At 70.8% G+C, this 21,248-nt stretch carries 6 protein-coding genes; 1 reads left to right on the top strand and 5 read right to left on the bottom strand.

What is annotated here, in order from left to right:
• Positions 1–17 precede the first annotated feature (17 nt).
• Complete coding sequence (locus ACZ6DT_RS12540; protein WP_465592865.1) at positions 18–1,727, top strand: carbamoyltransferase N-terminal domain-containing protein; 1,710 nt, start codon at positions 18–20, stop codon at positions 1,725–1,727.
• On the opposite strand, the gene ACZ6DT_RS12535 is transcribed toward ACZ6DT_RS12540, so the two are convergent.
• From ACZ6DT_RS12535 to ACZ6DT_RS12515, 5 genes are all read right to left on the bottom strand, one after another.
• Positions 1,706–3,274 (bottom strand): NAD(P)-binding domain-containing protein, encoded by a 1,569-nt coding sequence (locus ACZ6DT_RS12535; protein ID WP_465592862.1) that lies wholly within the window; start codon positions 3,272–3,274, stop codon positions 1,706–1,708. The genes ACZ6DT_RS12540 and ACZ6DT_RS12535 overlap by 22 nt on opposite strands.
• Positions 3,275–3,326: 52 nt before the next feature.
• Positions 3,327–4,550: a hypothetical protein gene (locus ACZ6DT_RS12530; RefSeq protein WP_465592859.1), complete on the bottom strand. Its 1,224-nt coding sequence runs from the start codon at positions 4,548–4,550 to the stop codon at positions 3,327–3,329.
• Between the two features lie 279 nt (positions 4,551–4,829).
• Positions 4,830–8,408 carry an amino acid adenylation domain-containing protein gene (locus tag ACZ6DT_RS12525; RefSeq protein WP_465592856.1) on the bottom strand — a complete coding sequence of 1,193 codons (3,579 nt, stop codon included), beginning with the start codon at positions 8,406–8,408 and terminating at the stop codon, positions 4,830–4,832.
• Positions 8,405–14,257, bottom strand: coding sequence for an amino acid adenylation domain-containing protein (locus tag ACZ6DT_RS12520; protein WP_465592853.1), 5,853 nt, complete (start codon positions 14,255–14,257; stop codon positions 8,405–8,407). Before ACZ6DT_RS12520 ends, ACZ6DT_RS12525 begins: the two co-directional genes overlap by 4 nt.
• Positions 14,254–21,222 carry an amino acid adenylation domain-containing protein gene (locus ACZ6DT_RS12515; protein WP_465592850.1) on the bottom strand — a complete coding sequence of 2,323 codons (6,969 nt, stop codon included), beginning with the start codon at positions 21,220–21,222 and terminating at the stop codon, positions 14,254–14,256. The genes ACZ6DT_RS12520 and ACZ6DT_RS12515 overlap by 4 nt, the downstream gene beginning before the upstream one ends.
• Positions 21,223–21,248 lie beyond the last annotated feature (26 nt).

The raw sequence follows: 21,248 nt of genomic DNA, 5'->3' as shown, positions 1-21,248 counted from the left end.
ATCCGAGGGGAAGACAGTTGCTGATCTGCGGATTGAAGCTCACCCACGACGGCGCCATCGCCTTGCTGGACGACGACGATCTCGTGTTCAGCGTGGAGGTCGAAAAACTGGCGAACGGTCACCGGTACAGTCCCATCGCCGATCTCGAACTCGTCGGACAGGTACTCGACGAGTTCGGTTACCGGCTCTCGGACATCGACGAATGGGTGATCGACGGCTGGGACGGCGACGAGCCAGGCCCGGTCGGGACGGCCGCGCACGGAAGGCCGATCGAGATCACGGTCGGCCCGTATCGTGAATCGCCGGAACACCCGGACGTGCTGGCGCCGTGTTTCGCCGGCGAGTTCCCGATGGATGGTGTGCCGAGGGGTTACACCAGCTACACCCACGTCGGTGGTCATGTCGCGTCGGTCTACGCGACGAGTCCGTTCGCCGTCCGCGGCGAGCCGTCCACGGTCCTGATCTGGGACGGCGGAATGTTCCCCCGGTTGTTCTGGGTGGACCCGGCGAACGGCGTGGAGAACGGTGGCCATCTCTTCCCCCTCATCGGGCACGGTTACGCGGTCGCGGCCCATCATTTCGGGCCGTTTCGGCGGAAGATCCAGTCACCGCGGGTCGATGACCTCGGCGTCGCGGGCAAACTGATGGCGTACATCGCGCTCGGGAAGGCGCGGCGGTCCGCCGTCGACGCGCTCCGCACGGCGTTCCACGAACGTTTCGAGGCCGACAACGAAGCTGCGCGCGACTACCGCGCGAACGTCGGCGGGTTCGGCAGCGTGTCCGAGCCGTCCATGCCGCCTGTCCACGAGTTCTTCGACGCGGTCCGGGCGGTGGTCCGGCGCATCGGCCTGTCCGATGAGGATGTTCTGGCCAGTGTGCACCAGTTCCTCGAGGAGCTGCTGCTGGAGCGCTTCGAGGCGAAGATGCGCTCCTGGAAGGGAACCGGGCCGTGGAATCTGTGCTTCGGCGGTGGATGCGCGCTGAACATCAAGTGGAACTCCGCGCTGCGCGCCCACGCGGCGGTCCGGGAGTTGTGGGTGCCGCCGTTCCCGAACGACTCGGGTTCCGCGATGGGGGCGGCGGTGCTCGGCCGGGCCAGGCGGCGGAACGCCTTGGGCCCGATCCGCTGGAAGCCTCGCCTCGGCCCGCCCCTGAAAGGGGACCTCACCCTGCCCGAAGGGTGGACCGCCGCACCTTGCGACGCCGCGGGATTGGCACGGATCCTCCACGAGTCCGGCGAACCGGTGGTGGTCCTCGATGGGCGTGCCGAGCTGGGACCGCGCGCGCTGGGCGGTCGCAGCATCCTCGCGGCCCCGGTGGATCCGGACATGAAAGCCGAACTCAACCGCGTCAAGCGACGGGAGTTCTACCGGCCCGTCGCGCCGGTCTGTCTCGTCGACGAGGCTCCCGGGATCTTCGCACCGGGGACGCCGGACCCGCACATGCTCTTCGAGCACGTCGTACGGCCGGAGTGGGTCCAGCGTATTCCCGCGGTGGTGCATCTCGACGGTACCGCGCGGCTTCAGACGGTGTCCGATGAGGACGATCGGTTCCTCGCCGAGGTGCTGCGGCAGTACCATCGGTTGAGCGGCATTCCCTTGCTGTGCAACACCAGCGCGAACTTCAACGGCCGGGGATTCTTCCCCGACGTCGCGTCGGCGATCGCCTGGGGCGAAGTACCGCGCGTGTGGAGCGACGGGCGGCTTTATCGCCGGACGTGCTCCTGATCGCTCACCGCGTCGAGCATGCGCTTGACGGCTTCCTTGCAGGGGACGGTGTAGAGGTCGATATCCCATTCGTTCTCGAGATCTTCGGGAACGTGGTGGGTGTCGACGAGTCCGGTTCCGCGATAGAGGCGGAGCACCGGGTGCACGAACTGGCTCGTGGAACCGTCGTGGGGATCGCGCGGGATGTTGAAGGGATCGGTGCCCGTCGGCAGCTTGCCGTACTCGAGGGTCACGATCAGCTTGGTCCGGTCGCGCCACTCCGGTGCGTCGAGCGCGTAGTCGACCGGGATGTCGTGCCAGGCTTGAGCGATGTCCTCCTTGTCGAGAGTGTAGACGTCACCGATGAAGGCTGGAACCTGGAACAGGGACGAGGCCTCGTTGCACCGGTCGATCAGATGCGCGACGAGTTCGTCCTCGGTCTTCGCGAGCCGCGCCGAGCACTCCGGTGATTCTCCGTGGTAGCGCTGGGCGAAGACGCTGTTGAGGAACCTCAGGTTGTACCGGAAACCGTGGATGAAGCCAGAGAATGACTTTTTGTAGTCCCTGGCCTGCATGAGGGTGCCGACGAAGTAGAGACCGGGCTCCGAAGTCGACTCCCAGGTACTGCTCACCCGCGGCCACCGGCCGTCGTGGCAGGTTTCGACCCGCAGCGACGACCCGAAGATGCCGTGGTCGAAACGGAATCCGCAGCACAACAACACCCGGTCGACGACGAGTTCCCAGCGCTGCCCCATTCCGTGGGTGTACTGGTAGAACACCCGGAGCTGCCCGTTGGGCTCACGCTCGATCTTCTCGAGCCGTGCGTCGAGGACCGTGTTCTGCATCTTGAGCTGGTAGGAGTCGAGGGTGTTGTTGTAGATGACGCGGAGATCGCTGACGTGGTGCGTCGTCCACGCGAGCCGGACCGGCGATGGACTGAGCAGGTGAACGCTGGCCGTGTGCTGGTAGATGTTCTCGGCCGTTTCGAGTCCCGAGTTCCCCTTGCCGACGATCATGACGCGCTGCCCGAGATATTCCTCGGGGTCCGTCGAGATCTCTCGGTACTGTTCGCACAGCTCGGCTCCGGGAACGTCGGGGGAGTGCGTGACGGTGTGCCCGGTCGCGACGATCACCTGCTTCGCCAGCCACAGCCTGCCGTCGGTCGCGTGGACCTCGAAGCGTCCGTCGCCCACCCGCTCGATCCGCTCGACCTTCGTCCCCTCGACGACACGCAGGTCGAACTTCGCGCGGAAGTCCTGCAAGTACCTGACCAGGTCGTCGGCCCGGGGGAAGTAGTCACGGGAGTAGTCGCGGAACAGCAGCTGGAGGTCCTCGGAGAGCAACGAGTTCCAGTCCCAGCGGAGGTTCTTCTCCGGATCGTCGAAGCCGGTGTTGACCTTGTTGTGCGAGATGAGCATGCGGTGGCGCGGGAACTTTTCGAAGAACGCCCCGGGGCGGGCGGCCTCCAGCACGCGGTAGTCCCGGCCGTCCCGCTCGAGAAAGTAGGCCGCCTGCAGCCCGGCCGGTCCCGCTCCGACGATGATGTAGTCACGTTCCTCGACGAGCACGCTTTCTCCGTTCCACAGTGGCGTTTTCAGGTCGATCGGGCCGTCGGGCCGATCAACGGAGCCCGAGATCCTGGTACAGGTTGCGACGCTCCCCGTCGCGGGCGGTGTAGACCTCGACCTGGGTCAGTGCGAGGTCGATGTGGAAGGGCGTGTGCCCGCCGAGCCCCAACCCGATGTGGATTCCCGGCCAGCGCTCGTTCGGGTGGAAGTTGCCGGGCACATGCCTGCGGCAGAGCGTATGCGTGCCGAACCCGAACTCGTGCACCTTCCGGTACCGCGGCTCGGTGTCCACGAGTGCGGTGAAGACGTCGCGGACGAGTTCGCTTTCCGGGGCGGGGGCGACGAACCGCTCGATGTATCCACCGTCGATCTCGGCGATCACCGGGTTTTCGCGCATCACGGAGAGCCGCTGGTACGCGGCTTCGGTCTCGGCCATCGTCACCGACTCGTCGCCGCGGTGGACGATCGGGCTGCCCTGGAAGACGATCCGTCCGGTCAGCTTGAAGGGGGCGCGATCGCTGAACTCGCCCGACGCGTCGGTCAGTGTCGAAAGCTCTCCGGTCGGCAGCACGGTCTGGTCGCCCCAGCGCAGCGCGCCGTGCAACGAGAACCAGTGTTCGTTCCGTAGATGCTCGAACGTGCATTTCGCCTCGAGCGCCGGTGTCTCCAGTTCGAGGCGTTCCGCTCCCTCCAGCCGGGTGACCAGGTCCGCCTCGATCCGTTCCTCCGCGGGATAGTCGGTGCGGGAGACGATGTCCAGGTAGGTGATCAGCGACGGGACCGTGAATCGAGCGGAGAAGAACGGGATCGCGCCGAGCTTGATCCCGGTGAGGTGCTCCGGCAGGTAATGCTCGAACTCGGTCTCGGCGATCCACAGCACGCATCCCCGGTTCCCCGCGGCGCGCACTTCGGACATCATGTCGATCAGCGCCGCCCGGTCGTCGCCGCTGTGCCAGGTGAGCCGGTGCAGGCGGAGGCCGGTGTCGTTCACGACCGTGAGGGCTGAGCTGACGGTCGGCGAGGCGCACAGGATGAATTCCTGGCCGAAGTCGTGACCGTACAGTCCGGCGAGCTTGGACAGCTGGAGGGTCGCGGACGTCGGCTGGGCGAGATCATGCGCGACCTGCGCGCCCAAGGACTCCGGTAGCTCGCCCAGCAGGTCGTCAGGGCCGCAGTCCGCTACGTCCCGGGTGCAGACCCGCAGGTCGGTCAGTTCCCGGGCGTCCTGCCGGGTGCACGGGCAGTTCCCGCGCGCGACGGTGAGCTTCTTTTCCACGTCCGGTTCCCTCCTCTCGGTACTGTGGGCGAGCGGAAACCAGGTGCCCACCTCGCGGGTCTGGCCCCTGGTTTCCGCCCGTCCTCGGCAAAATCAGCCCTGAAGCTTGTCGTAGTGGTCGTACTTACGAATACGATCGCTGATCGAGCCGGCCTCAGTGGTAGTTGTTTCCTGCTCCATGACCCTCCCTTCCGCTACATCGAATAGCACGGGCAAAGGCATTCAAAGAATTGCACGAAATTGTCGTGAGGTCAAGGTAATCGGTTTGCCGTCGGCCGGTCAATCGAACTGAAAGCCCGCGAAGAGTGGCCTGCTTTCCGTATGGCCTCGCCTCGTCTCCACCGTGCCGTGCAAGGAAGTATCAGGTTGCCCGATCAGTTGAGACAAAGCGGCCAGAGTTTCGTTCATGAGGTCACGGACAGTTTCCTCCCGATACAGATCGCGGTCGTACTGGACGAGGAGACGGCAACCGTCCGCATGTCGGCAGAATTGATAGGAAAGATCGAAAAGCGTATCGGACGGCGGAATGGGCGCGCCCGTCACGGACAGACCGGGAACCGATGGCTCGCCGACCCGGACTTCGTCGTAGAGAGTCACCCACACGTCGAAATACGGAGTGCGTCCGGGGACGCGGGGTGGATCGAGCAGTGCGGTCAGGCGGTCGAAAGGAAATTGCGCGTGGTCCACCGCTCCGATCACGCTCTCGGAGGTCGCGGCGAGTACTTCCGTGACGGTGTCCGCCGTGGTCGGGATCCGCACCGGAACCGTGGACACCAGGCAGCCGGCCGCGCCGATCAGGCCCAGCGACGGTCGCCGGTCGACAGCGGTACCGAGACAGACTTCGCTCGCGTCGCATCGTCTTGCGAGTGCGATCGCGACCGCCGCGGCGGCGAGGGCGAACGGGCTGCGGCCCGGCCCCGCACCGGTGAGTGCGGCGGCGGTCCGGGAATCGAGTTCGATCGTCGTGCCCGCCGCGCGGCGCCGGTCACCCGGCCGGCGCGGCCGATCCGTGGGCAGTCGCAAGGGGCGCGGCGGAACGGCCAGCCGTTCGGCCCAGTAGCGTTCTGCGGCGTGCATCTGTCGCCGGGAAACGGTGACCTTCGGTTCCGGCACCGACTCCGTCGGTGCATCGGGGAAGTCGTGCCGGCGGAGCAGGAACTCGGTGAACACGGGGAGACTGGGCCCGTCACAGATCAGGTGATCCGCCATCAGCAGCAACGCCCAGGCCGCGGGCCCCAGGCCGAACCAGGTCACCCGCAGGAGGGGGCCGGTCTCCGGGTCGAACGGTTCGCGCACCCTGGCCGCCACCGCGGCGTCGAGCCCGGCGGGTTCGCCGGTGAGATCGACGACTTCGAGTTCGGCACGCCGCGCGGCGCGGACGATCCTGAGCTCGCCACGCTCTTCGACATAGGCCCGCGTGGTGACCGGATACCGGCGCTGAAGCTCGCGCAGCGCGGCGGCCAGCCGCTCGGGCCGAACCGTCCCGGTACCGCGGAGCAACAGCGGGACCGTGTACGCGGTGCTGCCGTCGGGCTGGGATTGGCGGGCCCGCCACAGCCAGCCCGCGAGGTCGGGCTCCTCGTCCGCGTCGCCGCCGGGCGGTACGCCGGTGTCGCGGTCGCGGAGCCGCGCGGCCAGGAGCGACGGCGTCAGGCATTCGAAGATGTCCCGTGCCAGTACCGGGACGCCGAGTTCGGCGGAAAGGCGCGCGGCCAGCTCGGCGGCGGCCAGGCTGTGCCCGCCCGCGCGGAAGAAGTCGGACCCCGGCGTCAACTCCGGGTCACCGAGCACGGCGGCCATCCCGGCGAGGACGAGCCGTCCGAGCGCGTCGGTGCGATTGTCAGGTGTGCTCGCCGGAGCCGGGGGTGCCGCCGCGGCGAGCTTCGCCCTGTCGACCTTGCCGTGCGGGGTCATCGGCAGCTCGCCGACGGTGACGAGCGCGGCCGGGACCATGTAGTAGGGCAGCTTGCGGGCGAGGGCGGCACGCACCGCGTCGGCGTCCGGTACGTCACCGGTGCGATAGCCGACCAGCAGTGTTTCGCCGTCGTCACGCCGATGGGCCACGACGACGGCGGAGGCCTCACCGCATACGGCGGCGAGCGCGGCCTCCACCTCGCCGAGTTCGACGCGGAAGCCTCGGATCTTGATCTGGTTGTCGGCCCTGCCGCGGAAGTCGATCCGGCCGTCGGGTCGATAGCTGGCCAGATCCCCCGTCCGGTAGGCCGGTGCGGACGGGGGGAACGGCTCGGTCCCGAACGCGTCCGTGTCGGCCCGGTTGAGGTAGCCCGCCCCGACCCCGGCGCCCCCGACCACGAGTTCGCCGATCGCGCCGGGCACGGTGATCGCGCCCATGCGGTCGAGCACGTGGTACCGGAGATTCGGCATGGGTTTCCCGATCGTGGGGAACGGCTCGCCGGCACCCGCCGGGCAGAAGTGCCAGGACTGGAACACGGTCGCCTCGGTGGGACCGTAGACGTAGACGAGCCGTCTGCCCGGTTGCCACCGGTCGGCCAGCGCCTGGTGTGAGCAGTCGCCGCCGGTGACGACGGTGCGCACGCCGGGGAACGACGCCGGATCCAGGTGCACCAGCAGTGCGGCCAGCAGGAAGACGGTCGACACCTCGTGCCGTCCGACGAAATCGGCCAGCGTCCGCGCGGAAACGCCTTCGCGGTCGAAGGGCACGACCGTCGCTCCCGCCGACAGGGCCGTGAAGATTTCCCATACGGACACGTCGAAGCTGGGGCTGGCGAACTGCAACGACCGTTCGCCGGTTCGGGGCCCGAAGTCCGGGCCGGTGGTGACAAGGAGGTTCACCAGATTGCGGTGCCGGATCCCGACCGCCTTCGGCAGGCCGGTGGAACCGGAGGTGAACATGACGTAGGCCAGGTCGTCCGGCGCGGGCGGGGCGTGGTCCGCCCGTGGTTCGCCCACTCGGACGCGGCCGAGCAGCTCGGCCAGGTCGATCACGGCACCGGGCAGGTCCGAGCCCGGCGGGACCAGCACCGGACCGTCACCGGTCTCGGTCATCAGCCTGTTCAGCCGTTCGGCCGGATAGCCGGGATCCAGCGGCACGCACACCCCGCCGGCGAGCCAGATCCCGAGCCAGGCGACCACCAGCTCCCGGCCACGGGGCAGGCAGACACGGACCAGAACGCCGCGGCGGACGCCAAGCGCCGAAAGATCGTCGGAAAGGCACGCCGCGGCGTGCCAGAGCTGCCGATAGGTCAGCTCACCCGCGTCGCAGCGCACCGCGAGCCGGTCGGCGTCGGCCTCCGCGCGTGCCCGCAGCAGCTCCAGCGCGGTCACCTCGGGGACGGGGCGCGCGGTGTCGTTCAGCTCGACGGTCAGCAGGAGCCGTTCCCGCTCGGTGAGCAGCGGCAGTTCGCGGATCGGGGGATCGGCCGTGTCCGCGAGCGCGGACACGGCCCGTGCGAGCCGTTCGGCGAGCCCGGTCAGCGCCGACGGCACCCCGGGCCCCGTGACCGGGACCGCGAGCGCGAGCGTTCCCGGCCGGAGCAGGGCGACCGAAAACTCGATGCCTTCGGCGGCGTCCACCCTGCCTTCGGTGACGGCGATCCGCGGACCGGCGCCGGGCCCCGCGTGGAACTCCGCGGCGTGTAGGTTCCCGAGCAGCCCGGCCACCGTGGCGTCCGGGGGTATCTCGATTTCGGCGACCGCGCCGTCCCGCTCGACCGTCACCGTGGCCAGGCCGGTGAGCCTGCTCACCGCGCCCAGCACAGCCGCCGCCGCGGCGTCGGTGGATTCCGGTACCGCACAGGGCACTTCGACGGCACAGCGTCCTGGCCGGATCCCGGGCGCTGAACTCCCCGGCAGCAGGGCATCCAGCAACGTGCTCATCGGGGCCCACCCTCCTGGCCCGCGGGCCAAGAACGCACTGTCTCCTCGTAGCGGCGCAGGAAAGCGTCGATGGTGGCGTCTTCGAACAGCTCTCCCTTGTAGATCACCGATCCGTCCACTTCGTCGCCGGACAGGCCGAGCGAGACGACGAGGTCGTAGGCGGTCGCGACCGGGCGGGTCACCGTGTGGTCCCCGAGCAGCTCGTCCACGGCCTCGGCGGACGGGAGGTCGTCCTGCGCGATCACCAGGATCCTGGCCAGCTCGTCGGGGGAAGTGCCGTCGGCCCGCAGCGCGTCGGCCACCACCCGGAACGGCGCGCCGGCCATCGCGTGCGCGTCGAGCAGTTCGCGGCGTACCCGCCGCAGCACTTCGCCGAAGTCCGGTTCGTCGTCCAGCTCGATCCGGAGCACCCCGGTCGTGGACAGGAGTCCGACGGTGCCCGCCAGCTCCGCGCGGTCACGCTGGCTGACCGTGGTCGCCAGCCAGACCTCGGGCGGCGCCGACCCGGCGCGCAGCGCGGACACGAGCCCGCCCAGCAGGACCATGAAGGGAGTGCAGCCCGATGACGCGGCGACGGCGCGGGCGCGGATTCCCGGATCTCCCGTCCAGCGGAACCGCCGATGTTCGGGCAGGACCGCTTCGGCCGAAATCCGGGGTGCGTCGGGGGCGAGCGCGTCGGGACCCGGCGCGCCGTGGCAGCGACGCCGCCAATGTGCGATCTCGACGGCGAAACCGTCGGTCACCGACCGGTCGCGCTGAAAGCAGGCCCAGTCGGCGAAGGACGCCGAAGGTGCCTGTGGCCGGGGCGTTCCGCTCAGTTCGGCGCGGATCTGTTCGACGAGCAGCCGGGACGCGGTGCCGTCGACCACGACGTGATGCACCACGAGCACCAGTACCTGACCGCCACCACCGAGCCGGACCAGCCTGGCACGGGCCACCCGGCCCGCCGTCAGCTCGAGTTCGGCGCCGACGTCGCGAGTCACGAGTGCGTGCAGGGCTTCTGCTTGCCCGGCACCGGCGGCGGAGAGGTCGTCGAACCCTTCCCACACGACACCCGGCACGTCGGACGGCCACCAGTGCGGCGTGCCGTCGGGACCGGGCGCGAGCCGGGCGTGCAGGAGGTCGTGCCGGACGAACACGTCGCGTACCGCCGCCCGGACGGTCGCGGGATGGACCGAGCCGACGTCGATGAGTTCGAGCAGTGCGAACGCCGCCGGATTCACGTGCCTCGCGAGGTTCTCCACGATGTCCGCCTGATCCGCGGTGAGCGGGAACGGCATGCCGCCGGGACTGCTCGGCATCGAGCCGGGACCCGCCGCCGGCCAGCCTGCCCGGACCATCGGGGCGAGCGCGGCGGGGCTGCGCGACTCGAACACCGCCGAGGGTGAGAGCGCGGTGCCGAGGCGGGCACGGATTCCGGTCGCGACCGCGACGGCGGCCAGCGAACTCCCACCCGCGGCGACGAAGTCCTCGTACGGCCCGAACACGGGCATGCCCAGCGCCTCGGCCATCAAGTCGGCGACGACCGAAGTGACGGCGTCGGGACTGCCCGCCGCCTGCTCCACCGCCCCGTCGGCGAGCGCGTACGCCGCCCGTGCCGACGCGCGGTCGATCACTCCGGCCCGCAAAATGTCTTCGCTCGCGACGACGATCCGTCCAGGGCTGAGCCGGACCGGAAGCCGGGATCGGACATGGTTCCGGAGTTCGTCGGGGATCGCCGTCCGGCCATGGCGCGGGACGACCACCGCGACGAGGCCGCCTTCCGGCACACCGAACACGGCGGCCGCGGCCACCGCCGGATGGTCGGCGAGCACGGATTCGGCCTCTGCCGGATCGACCGGCCCGTACGCGTCGGCCGTCAGGTCGGCGGTGTGCCCGCGAAAGACCAGTTCACCCTCGTCGCTCCACCGGGCACGACGACCGGAAGCGGTGCCGGTCGTCGCCGACGCGACGAGATTTTCCCCATGGACAGGGGGATCCACCGCGAGCGTGACCAGTTCGCCGGTGACGCCCGCCGGAACGAGCCGCCCGGCCGGGTCGATGATCGCAGAGGGTGGCGCGCTCGATGCTGCCCAATCCGCCAGCGCGCCGAGCTGGACCGGAGGCAGTGCGGAATCCTTGTCCGGCGCGGCCGGGTCGGTCAGCAGCCACTGCCACAACCCCAGCATTCGTTCGACGTTCGCCGCGGAGAAGAGCGTCGTGTCGAATTCGATGATCAGGCCGATCCGCTCGCCGGAGTTGTCCGCGTGCAGGCTCAGCTCGAACTCGGTCGTCTCCGGCGTGATCAGCGCCCGGCGCCCCCGCACACCGGCGCCGGCGTCGAACGACGGCGCGGTGCCCGCCGCCCCTGCCTCGTCCATGGTCAGCATCACCGTGAACAGCGGCGTCCGGCCGCCGTCACGCGCGCCGGGGATCGCCTCGACGAGTTCGTCGAACGGGAGCGAACGGTGCACCATCGCCTCGCGCACCACGTCACGGCAGTGCGTCAGCAGTCCCTCGAACGGGGCGCCGACGGGCGGATCCACCCGGAGCACGACGGTGTTCAGGAAGGGGCCGAGCACCCCCCGTAACGCGGGATCGCCCCGCCCGCTCACCGGTGTCCCCAGCGTGACGGACCCCATTCCGGTCAGCCGGTTCACCAGGCGCGCCGCGGCGGCCAGCACCACCGTGAACACGGTCGTCCCGTGGCGGGCCGCGAGAGAGCGGAGCTGTCGGCTCGCGTCGTGGTCGAGTTCGCCTCGGGCGGTACCCGCCGGACCATGGCGGCCGCCTCGGGTGCCGTCGGCGGGCAGATGCGGGAACGGCGGGCGTTCGGTGAGCCGGGTCAGCCAGTAGTGCCTGTCCGCGTCGGCCTGTTTCACCCGGTCCGGCCGGTCGGCGACCAGGTGGTCGACGAACCGTAGATCGGGTGCTTCAGGCGCGGGCGTTCCGCTCCGGTGCGCGGCGATGCGGCGGAACAGCCGGTCGGTGAACACCGCCGCGGACTCGCCGTCACAGGCGATGTGGTGCAGCAGCAGGCCGAGCAGCAGGCTGTCGTCGGCGAGCCGGACCAGATAGGCCCGCAGGGGTGGCTCGGAGGCCAGATCGAACGGCCGCGCCGCTTCGGTCCGGAGGAGCTCCTCCGCCTCCGCCCGGTCGGTGCCACCCGTGTCGAGTACCCGGATCGGCACCGCAGCCGGTGGCAGGATCCGTTGCCAGGGTTTGCCTTCCACGGTCTCGAATACCGTACGCAGCACCGCGGAGGCGGCTGCCTCGGCGGTCAGCGCGGCACTGAGTTCCGTCTCGCCGAGCGGGCCGTCGAGCCAGAACGCCTCCAGCAACTGGCGCACCGGGCGCTGATCCGGTTCGAGCTGCTCCTGGATCCACATCCGGCGTTGCGCCGGGGACAACGGGAACCGTTCGACCGGCGGTCCAGCGGCCGGTCCGGGGGCAGGAGTCCCGGCCGCCGGTTCGGCTCCGGCGTCCCGGCAGGCCGCCACCATCGCCCGCATACTCGGCGCGGAGAACATGGTGTCGAGGTCGGGGGAGACCCCGAGTCGCTCGGTCAGCTCGGCGATCAGGTCGATGACCAGGAGGCTGTGCCCGCCGAGCGCGAAGAAGTCGTCGTCGGCGCCGATACCGTCCTCGTCGATCTGAAGTACGGTCGCGACGGCACCGATGACGGTCCCGAGCAGTGGGTCGGAGACAGCGGACGGCGTCTCGGCCGTACCGCCCGGCCCGGCCTGAGGGATCCGGGCCAGTAGACCTTCGCGGTCGATCTTCCCGCTGATGGAGCGGGGCAGCCGGTCGAGTACGACCAGCTGCGACGGCGTCATGGCCCGGGGAAGTTCCGTCCGCAACGCCGCCAGCACCTCGGGAGCGCTCAGCTCGTGACCTTCCGCGAACGCGACGATCCGGTTCTCGCCTTGCGCGTCGGGCGCCACCACGGCGACCGCCGTGCGGATCCGCGGCAGCCGGCAGAGCGCGTGTTCCACCTCGCCCAGCTCGATGCGCCGCCCGCGGATCTTGACCTGATCGTCCTTGCGGCCCGCGAATTCGAGTACGCCGTCCGCGCGCCACCAAACGAGGTCTCCGGTCCGGTACGACCGGCCGAACGGGGTGTCGGGGTCGCTGACGAACGCCTGCGAAGTGAGGGCGGGATCGCCGAGATAGCCGTCGGCGAGCCCGTGACCGGACAACCACGCCTCGCCGACGAACCCCGCGGGAACGAGGCGGCCGTCGTGGCCGGTCACCCGGAGGACGGTGTTGCTGATCGGCCTGCCGACCGGCCGTCCCGGCCCCGACTCCGGCCGGTGGTCGAAGGCGGTCGCGCCGATCGAGTTCTCCGTGGGCCCGAACTCGTTGACCAGCCGGGCGTGCGGCAGTGCCCGGTGATGGGCGCGGACGAGGTCGTGCGTGGTCGTCTCACCGGCAACGGTCACCAGCCGCAGTGAATCGCCCGCACCGGCCAGGGCGGGCAGGAGTACCCGGTAGAGGCTCGGCACGAGGGTGACATGCGTGGCGCCGTGTGCCCGCACGAGCGCGGCGGCGCGCCGCGGGTCCAGCTTGGCGTGCGCGTCGACGAGAATCAGCTCACCACCGGCGGCCAGCACCGAGAACACGTCCGACACCGAGCTGTCGAAGGCGAGTGACGGGATCTGCAGCAGCCTGGTCGTAGCGTCCAGGTCGTGGAAGCCCAGCTTCCAGCGCACGTAGCCGGAGATCGCCTGATGCCTGACCACCACCCCTTTCGGGGCTCCGGTGGACCCCGACGTGTAGATCACGTAGGCGGGGTCGCCGGGGACGGCGGACAAGTCCGCCAGGTCGGCGCCCGCGGCGAGTTCGTCGATGCCGAACACCCGCGTTGAGTCTTCACCCGCCGCGGCCTGGCGTTCACGCAGCTCATGGCCGAGGCCCGCCAGCGCGGGCTCCGCCACGAGCACCCGGCAGCCGGCTCCGGTGACGATCGACGCGAGGCGCGCGGCGGGGGATTGGGCGTCCAGTGGTACATAGGCGGCTCCGGTGCCCAGGATCCCGAGCAGTGCCGCGATCGCTTCCCACGATTTGTCGGCGAGCAGGGCGACCCGGTCACCACGGCCGATCCCCTCGGCGCCCAGCCGGTGGGCGATCCGGCCCGCCGCCGCCCACAGATCGGCGTAGGTCACCGATTTCCCGCCGTAGCGGACGGCGACGGCGCCGGGATTCGCGAGGGTCGCGTCCCGTATCGGGCCGAGCAGCGTCGTCGGCGACGCGTCTTCGTACGCGGACCAGGCCGCGCGGCGCGCCGCGGCGACATCCGCCGCCGCCGCCACCGGTACCTCGGCCAGCGGGAGGTCCGGTTCGGCGAACGCCGCCAGCGCGGTGTCCACCGAGCGCAGCAGGACCTCGGCGAACCAGCGGTCGACCTGGTGCGGATCGAATTCGGCGAGCAGGCGGTCGCCGGTCAGCATGATCCGGATCGCGTGCTCCGCCACGTCTTCGTCGTTCACGCCGGTGACCGCCACCTGGACGGAACCGGGTACCGCGAGGCTCTCCCGGTCGGCTTCCCGCCCGTCTTCCAGGATTCGGGCGACCATGGCGGAGACCGCTCGCCCGTCGGCCTCGACGGCACAGGCGATGGGTCCGGCGAGACCGAGCACGAGCACCGTGGCGTGGCGGGTGTACTCGGCGGCCGCGATCACGAGTCCCGTCGCGCAGGCCAGCACCGCCAGCTCGCCGTCGCCGGACCGCGGTGCCGCGGCGGCCAGCCCGCCCGAGGCGGCCGCGGACAGCGTGAGGGATACGGGATCACCGGCGCCGGGTTCGACGGTGGCCCGTCGCGGCCGCAGCGTGGTGAGGGGCAGGAAGGACCGGGTCTCGATGGTCGTCACGGTCGGTGCTCCACCTTTCGGCGACGGGCGCCCGGGGCACTGGCGCCGGGCTCGGGACGGCCGATCGGCCGTCCGGGATCGGTGACCTGCTCGTCCAGTACCGCGACCAGATCGTCGATCAGCGCGGAAGCGAGCGTGTCCTCGATCCGGGTGGTGTCGTAAGCGAGCTCGACCAGCAGCCCCGCCTCGCGGGAGCGGGCGAAGACCCAGACGTCGTTCGTGGCTTCGATGTCTTCGGGGGCCAGTTCGTCCATCCGCAGCTCGACGCCCCCTCGATGGGTACGCGGGTCGAGGTCCTCCCAGCTGACCCCCATCCGGAGCAGGCCACCGGCGGGGCGGACGAGCGGGCCGCCGCGCCGGAGCAGGACGTCGAAGGGCAACCGGGCGTGATCGAGCGCGTCCGCGAGCACTTGCCGGGTGTGCCCGACGAGTTCGCCCACCGTGGCGGAACTCGCGAACCGGAGCCGCAGGGGAACGGCGTTCACCAGGCTGCCGACGACGCGTTCGAGCTCCGGCCTCGTGCGGTGGCTGACCGGGCAGCCGAGGACGAGGTCCGTGCCACCGGTGCGGCGGTGCAGCACGGTGGCGAGGGCGGCGACGAGTGCCGCGAAGCCCCCTCGGGGCGCCACCGTGACGTTCCGCCGGCACACCCGTGCCGGACCACGTCCCGTCGTCTGCCGTCCTCCGGACAGATCGGGGCAGGGGTGTGCAGGCAGGCCCGCCAAGGTGCGGCGCCAGTACTCCAGGGACTGCGCCGCTTCGGGTCCTTCGAGCCATTCCTGTTCCTGTGCCACCCACTCCCGGTTGTCCAGTGCGGGATCGGGTAGCTCCGCCTGCCGGTTTTGGAGCGCGCTCCGGTAACAGAAGAACAGCTCGTCGATCACCACGGCCATCGCCACCGCGTCGCAGACGACGTGATGCGCCGCGAAGAGCAGGACGTCGGTGCCGTCGTCGGCCGCACCACGCAGCAAACGGAACTGCACGAGGGGGCCGGTGGCGGTATCGAGCACCGAGCGCCTGGCGATGGACGCTTCGTGCCTTACCCATTCCTGCCCGGACGCTCCGGCCGGATCCGGCACCACGAGTATCGGCGCGTGCCATCGTTCGAGTACCTCGTGCCGGAGAGCGGCCCCGTCGGACCGGATCCGGCTGCGGAGCACCTCGTGCCGAGCCAGCACCTGGTCGATGGCACGCTCCAGCGGCCGCCTGCCGAGCCGTTCACCAGAGTTCACCGAGTCGACGATGACCATCGCGGCCGGGCCGCTCCGGCTGGTGAACCACACCTGGCGCTGGGTGTGGCTGAGCGGGAACGCGCCGGTTCTCCTCGACGACACCGGGGGAGCGGCCGCCACGGTGGCGCCTCCGGCGGGTATGCCGCGCCGGTCCAGCCAGGCTGCCATCGCTTCAGGCGTCTGGTGCTCGAAAACCGTTCGCACCGGGACCCTGCGGCCCGTCCGGTCGCCGAGAGCGGCGGCGATGTACACGGCGCTGAGGCTGTGCCCGCCCAGGTCGAACAAACCGGCGTCCCGGCGGGGCACCGGGCGACCGAGTGCTTCCGCGAAGACCTGCGCGACTTCCTGCTCGAGTTCGGACCAACCCGCACCGGCGTCGTTTCCGACGTCCGAGTCCGAGACCAGTCCGGCCAGTGCCCTCCGGTCCAGTTTTCCGTTGCTGGTCAACGGGAACGCGTCGAGCCGCGTGAGGCGAGCCGGGACGAAGGCCGCAGGCAGCCGGGCGGCGAGAAACGCTCGCATGGTGGCGGCGTCGAGGGCCGGGCCGCCGACGGCGAATCCCGCGAGCGACGGGTCCCCCCGCCGGTCGGGCACCACCACGACGGCGGCGTGCCGTACTCCCGGCAGCTCGCGCAGGACGGCGGCGATCTCCCCGGGTTCGATCCGCTGGCCACGGATCTTGACCTGGTCGTCGGCCCGGCCGAGGAAATGGAGCGAGCCGTCGGGCAACCGGCGGGCGAGGTCTCCCGTGCGATAGGCGAGCCTGCCCGGACGGTATCCGTTCGGCACGAACCGGGAGGACGTGAGGCCGGGATCGCCGAGATAACCTCGCGCGAGCCCGGCGCCGCCGAGGTGGATCTCGCCGGGCACCCCGTCCGGGACCGGCTTGCCGTCGGCGTCGAGCAGATCGACGACCTTGCCCGCGATGGCCTTGCCGATCGTGACCGGCCCCCGGCCGGGCCGGAGGCGGTGCACGGTGCTGCAGACGCTGTCCTCGGTCGGCCCGTATTCGTTGTACAGGGCGACTTCGGGGAGTGCCTCGGCATGCCGGTCGGCGAGTACCCGGGTGAGCGGCTCGCCGGCGAGCACGACCTGCCGCAAGGCACCCGGCCGGAGCGACAGCTGATCGACCAGCGCCTCGTAGAGGCTGGGGACGATGACCATCTGCGTGACATCCGCGGCCTCGGCGGCGAGCAGGACCGGATCGAGGACCTGTTCCCGCGACGGCAGCACGTAGCGGGCACCGGAGGTGAGCGCGCTGAACACATCGCTGATGCCGGTGTCGAAATGGACCGGTGACACACCGAGCACCGCGGAGGCGGGACCGAGTCCGTAGTGCGCGGTCCGGAACCGCACCGTGTTGACGATGCCCCGGTGCTCGATCATGACTCCCTTGGGGGAACCCGTCGAGCCCGAGGTGAACACCACGTAGGCGAGGTCGTGCGACGTCGGCTCGGCCGGCGGGAGCGGCTCGCCGGACCAAGCGGAACCGGTGTGCAGGATCGTGCCGTTCCAGCGGCCGGGCAGCTCCGGTTCGTCCGCTCGCGCGGTGACGAAGGCTTCGGCGCCGGCCAGTGTCAGCAGGTGGGCCATCCTGGCGGCGGGGAGCGCCGGGTCCAGTGGGAGGAACGCCGAACCGCAACGCAGGACGGCGAGCAAGGCCACGATCGTGTCGGCCGTCCGCTCCGCCAGGACGCCGACCACCCGATCCGGGCCGACCTTCGTCGCCGCGGCCAGCCGCGAGGCCAGCGCCGTCACCCGGAGGTCGAGTTCGGCGTACGACAGCAGGGTTCCGCCGGATCGCAGGGCAGGTGCGCCGGGGGTCCGGCGCACCTGTTCGGCGAACAACGCGGGAAGCGTCTTCTGGTCGGCTTCGGCGAGAGGAGCCTGGCCCGCTCGGTCGAGCAGCGGGCGAAGCCGTTCCGGTGGCAGGGTCACCACCGAGCCGATCGGCGCCTCCGGCGCGGTCGTCAGCCGGTCGAGCAACCAGGTGAACTGCTCGGCGAAGCCTTCCACGCTGTGCCGGTCGAAAACGTCCGAGCGGAATCCGGCCCACAAGGTGGCTGGGTCGCCGGGACGCTGAGGGCATTCGAGGCTGAACACGAGGTCGAAGTCGGCCGTCTCGGGTTCGATGCCCGTCGCGGCCACCACGGACGCGGAGGTCCCGCTGATCGCCGCGATACCGGAGAACGCCTGCTCGACCAGCACGTCGAACAGCGGATTCCGCCCTGCCGTCCGCGGGGTCCGCTGCTCGGAGACCACCGTGTCGAACGGGTATTCGTCATGTTCGGCGACCACGAGCGCGGTGTCGCGTGCCGCGGCCAGCACGTCGAGAAACGACATCCGCGGCTCCACCGGCGTGCGCAGCACGATCGTGTTGACGAACAGCCCGACCGCGTCGGCGTGCGCACGCTCGCCGCGGCCCGCCGTCACGGTGCCGATCGGGACGTCTCCCTCGGCGCAGAGCTGGCGCAGCAGTACGCGGGTGACCGCGACGAAACCGGTGAAGACGGTCGTGCCCGCGGCACCGCACAAGCGCAGGAGCGTGTCAACGGCGGACTGCCGCAGCGGCATCCGCACCGCGCCGCCCGCGGAGCTGCGCGTGGCGGGCCGGGGCCGGTCGAGCGGGAGATCCGGCCTCGGCAGCCCGGCCAGCGTCCTGCTCCAGAATTCCCGGTGCGCCGCGGCGTGTTCACTCACTCGCCGGGCGAGTTGCTCGCTGTGGTCGGCGTACTGCAGTACCTCCGCCGCCGACGGCGCGCTCATCCCCGGAAGGCCCAGTTCGATGCTCATGTCGCGCAGCAGCACGGAGATCGACCAGCCGTCGCACACCGCGTGGTGGACGCTCAGTACGAGTGTCCCGGCTCCGTCGCCTTCGTCGAGCCAGAACGCGCGGAACAACGGCCCGTCCGCCAGCCCGGTCCGGCGGCGTTGCTCGGCGTGGACCAGCCGGCGCAGCACGGCGGCGGGATCCGCGGTGGTGGCGTCGACGACGCGGAACGCCGGGGTTTCGGTGGGTGGCAACACACGCTGCCACACCTGGTCGCCGTCGAGCTCGAGCACCGTCCGCAGCGCCGAATGCCGGGCGAGGATCCGGTGCGCCGCACGCCGCACACGCTCGGCCGACAGCGGCACGGTCCAGCGGAAGGCCTCGACCATCTGATAGACCCGGAGGTCTTCTTCCGCTGCCTGATCCAGAAACCACATCCGACGTTGCGCGGGACTGGCGGGCAGGCGGCCGCCGCCGTCTAGCCCGGAGCGGGCCGTCGCGTGGTCGGTCCGCGCGCTGGTGCCGGCTGCGGCCTTCACCACTTCGACCAGCTTGGCCGGCGTCCGCTCCTTGAGGACCGCGCGGAGCGTGACGCAGTCGGAGTCCGCGAGTTCACAGATCCGTGCGGCGAGCCTGCCCGCGGCCAGGCTGTGGCCACCTGACGCGAAGAAGTCGTCCGAGGGACCGGAGGGTGGTCCGCCGAGCACGTCGGCCCAGGCCCGCACCACGATCCGGCCGGTGGGATCCGCCGGGTTCCAGCGAGGACGGTTGCTCTCGGCCGCGGTGAGCAGCGCCGCGACGTCGAGCTTGCCGTGAGCGGTCGTCGGGATCGCCGGAAGCCGGACGATCGAGGCGGGCACCATGTACGGAGGCAGCACCGCCGCCAGCTTTTCGCGCAGCCGGGCCGGTGTGAGGGTCTCGTCTCCGGCCTCGGGCGACAGGACGTAGCCCGCGATCATCGCGGCCGATCCGTCGGGCAGCCGCCGGGAGCCCACGGCGACCGCGGAGACGCCGGGCACCGCCGCCAGTACATGTTCGACCTCACCGGTCTCGACCCGGTTGCCACGGATCTTGACCTGGGCGTCGCGTCTGCCGAGGAACTCGATCCGGCCGTCGGGACGACGGCGCGCGAAGTCGCCGGTACGGAAGGTCGGCGTTTCGGGGGCGAGGGGGAGCGGGCGGAAGCGCTCGGCGGTCGCCGCGTCGTCGTCGACGTATCCGCTCGCGACGGCCGGGCCGAGCACGACCAGTTCCCCCGCGACGCCGGGCGGCACCGGCTCGCCGTCGGGGCCGCAGATGAGCACGCCATAGCCCGCGGAAGGCACACCGATCGGCACGGAGCGCATGTCTTCGAGTTCCTCGCCGCGGCAGACGAGGCTGACACATTCGATGGTCGCTTCGGTCGGCCCGTACATGTTGCCGAAGATGCCGATGTCCAGCCTTGCGATGGCTTTGGCCAGCAGACCGCGCGGGACGGCGTCCCCGCCGAGGAACAGGTGCCGGATCGGCACGCGTCGTCCGGGTGGCGCCTCCGGCAGTCCGTCCAGTACCGCGGCGAGCAGGCTCGGCACGCAATTGATCATGGTGACGCCGAGTCGTTCGACCCGCGCCCAGAACTCGCGGGGGTCGAGTTCTTCCGGCCTGCCCACCGTGACCACGCTGCCGCCGGCCACCAGCGACACGAAGATGTGGTACGCCGTCTGGTCCGAGGAGAGCGCCGAGACCAGCGCGCAGACCGTGTCCTGGTCGATGCCGGTCGACCTGGCCGCGGTGAGCGCCTTGTGAGCGAGCTGGTCGTGCCGGACCAGCACCGGCTTGGGCGTCCCGGACGAGCCAGAAGTGAAGAACAGCACGGCGTCGTCGCCGGGGCGCGGTCGTGTCGTGAGCGAGGACGCCCCGGTGTCGAGCAGCAGCTCGACCGGTATCCCGCGGACACCGGCCGGTATCGCCGTGGTGCCGTCGTGGATCACCGCGACGCAGCCGCTGAGCTTCAGCAACGTATGGATCCGCTCAGGTGGATGGGTGGGATCCAGTGGCACGTAACAAGCCGATGCGCGCAGTACCGCCATGATGGCCACGACCTGATTCACGCCCCGGCCCAGCAGGAGCGCGACCCGGTCGCCGGGGCGCAACCCCAGTTCGGCCGTCAGCCTGCTCGCCGCCGCGGTGCCGAGGTCCCTCAGCGCGCTGTGCGTCAGCTCTTCCGTTTCGTCCCGCACGGCCGGGCGTGCACCGTGGAGGCGGGCGGCCTCGTCGAACAGGTCGACCACTGTCACCGGCGACCAGGCGGCCGGGACCGGCAGTCCGGAGGCGGCGAGCAAGGCGGCGCGTTGCTCGCCGAGCAGGCCGAGTTCGGCCAGCGGGTCACGCGGCCGGCGCAGGATCGCGGCGAGGGCCGTCGCCGTGCCGGTCGCGAGCGACCAGGCGGCCGCCGGTACCGTGCCATCCCCGGATTCGACGGTGACCAGCAGCTCCGCCGACCGGCTGTCCCGACGGAAGCGCACGATCAGGCTCGGCGGTTCGGAGAAGCCGGTGTCCCGGTGCACGTCCTCGAACCACAACCCCAGCTGGCCGAGGGAGTCACCGCGGGGCAGGAGGTCGGCGAGGCCAGGACGGTCCGTCCAAGGCTTTCGGGCCGCGGCTTCGCACTCCGTGTGCAACTCGGCCAGCAGTTCCCGCGCCGGCCGCAGCAGGTCGACGGGCGCGCAGAGCGCGAACTCACCCTCGCCGCCCAGGGCGGGAATGACGACCGCGGCCCGCTCGGCTTCGTGCAGCCGCGCCAGCACCGTCTTGAGCGCGGCGACTCCCGCCAGCATCGCACCGACCGGGTTGCCACCGGTGATCCGGCGCAGGATGGCCACCGCTTGGGCGGGGACCCGCCCGGCGGGCGGCTCCGGCCACCGTGCGCCCTGCCCGAGCGTCGCCACGGGTGTCACGTCGCGCAGCCGCTCGGGCCAATCCACCGTCCCGCTCACCTCAACCCCCCGTC

The sequence above is a fragment of the Amycolatopsis sp. NPDC041971 genome (assembly GCF_055588925.1).
Note: the sequence above shows the minus strand (reverse complement) of the source record. Positions and strands in the feature narration are given on the sequence as shown.

What these genes read in the sequence shown, in the direction of transcription:
- ACZ6DT_RS12525 (WP_465592856.1), bottom strand. Translation starts at nt 8,408, where the DNA reads ATGAGCACGTTGCTGGATGCCCTGCTGCCGGGGAGTTCAGCGCCCGGG.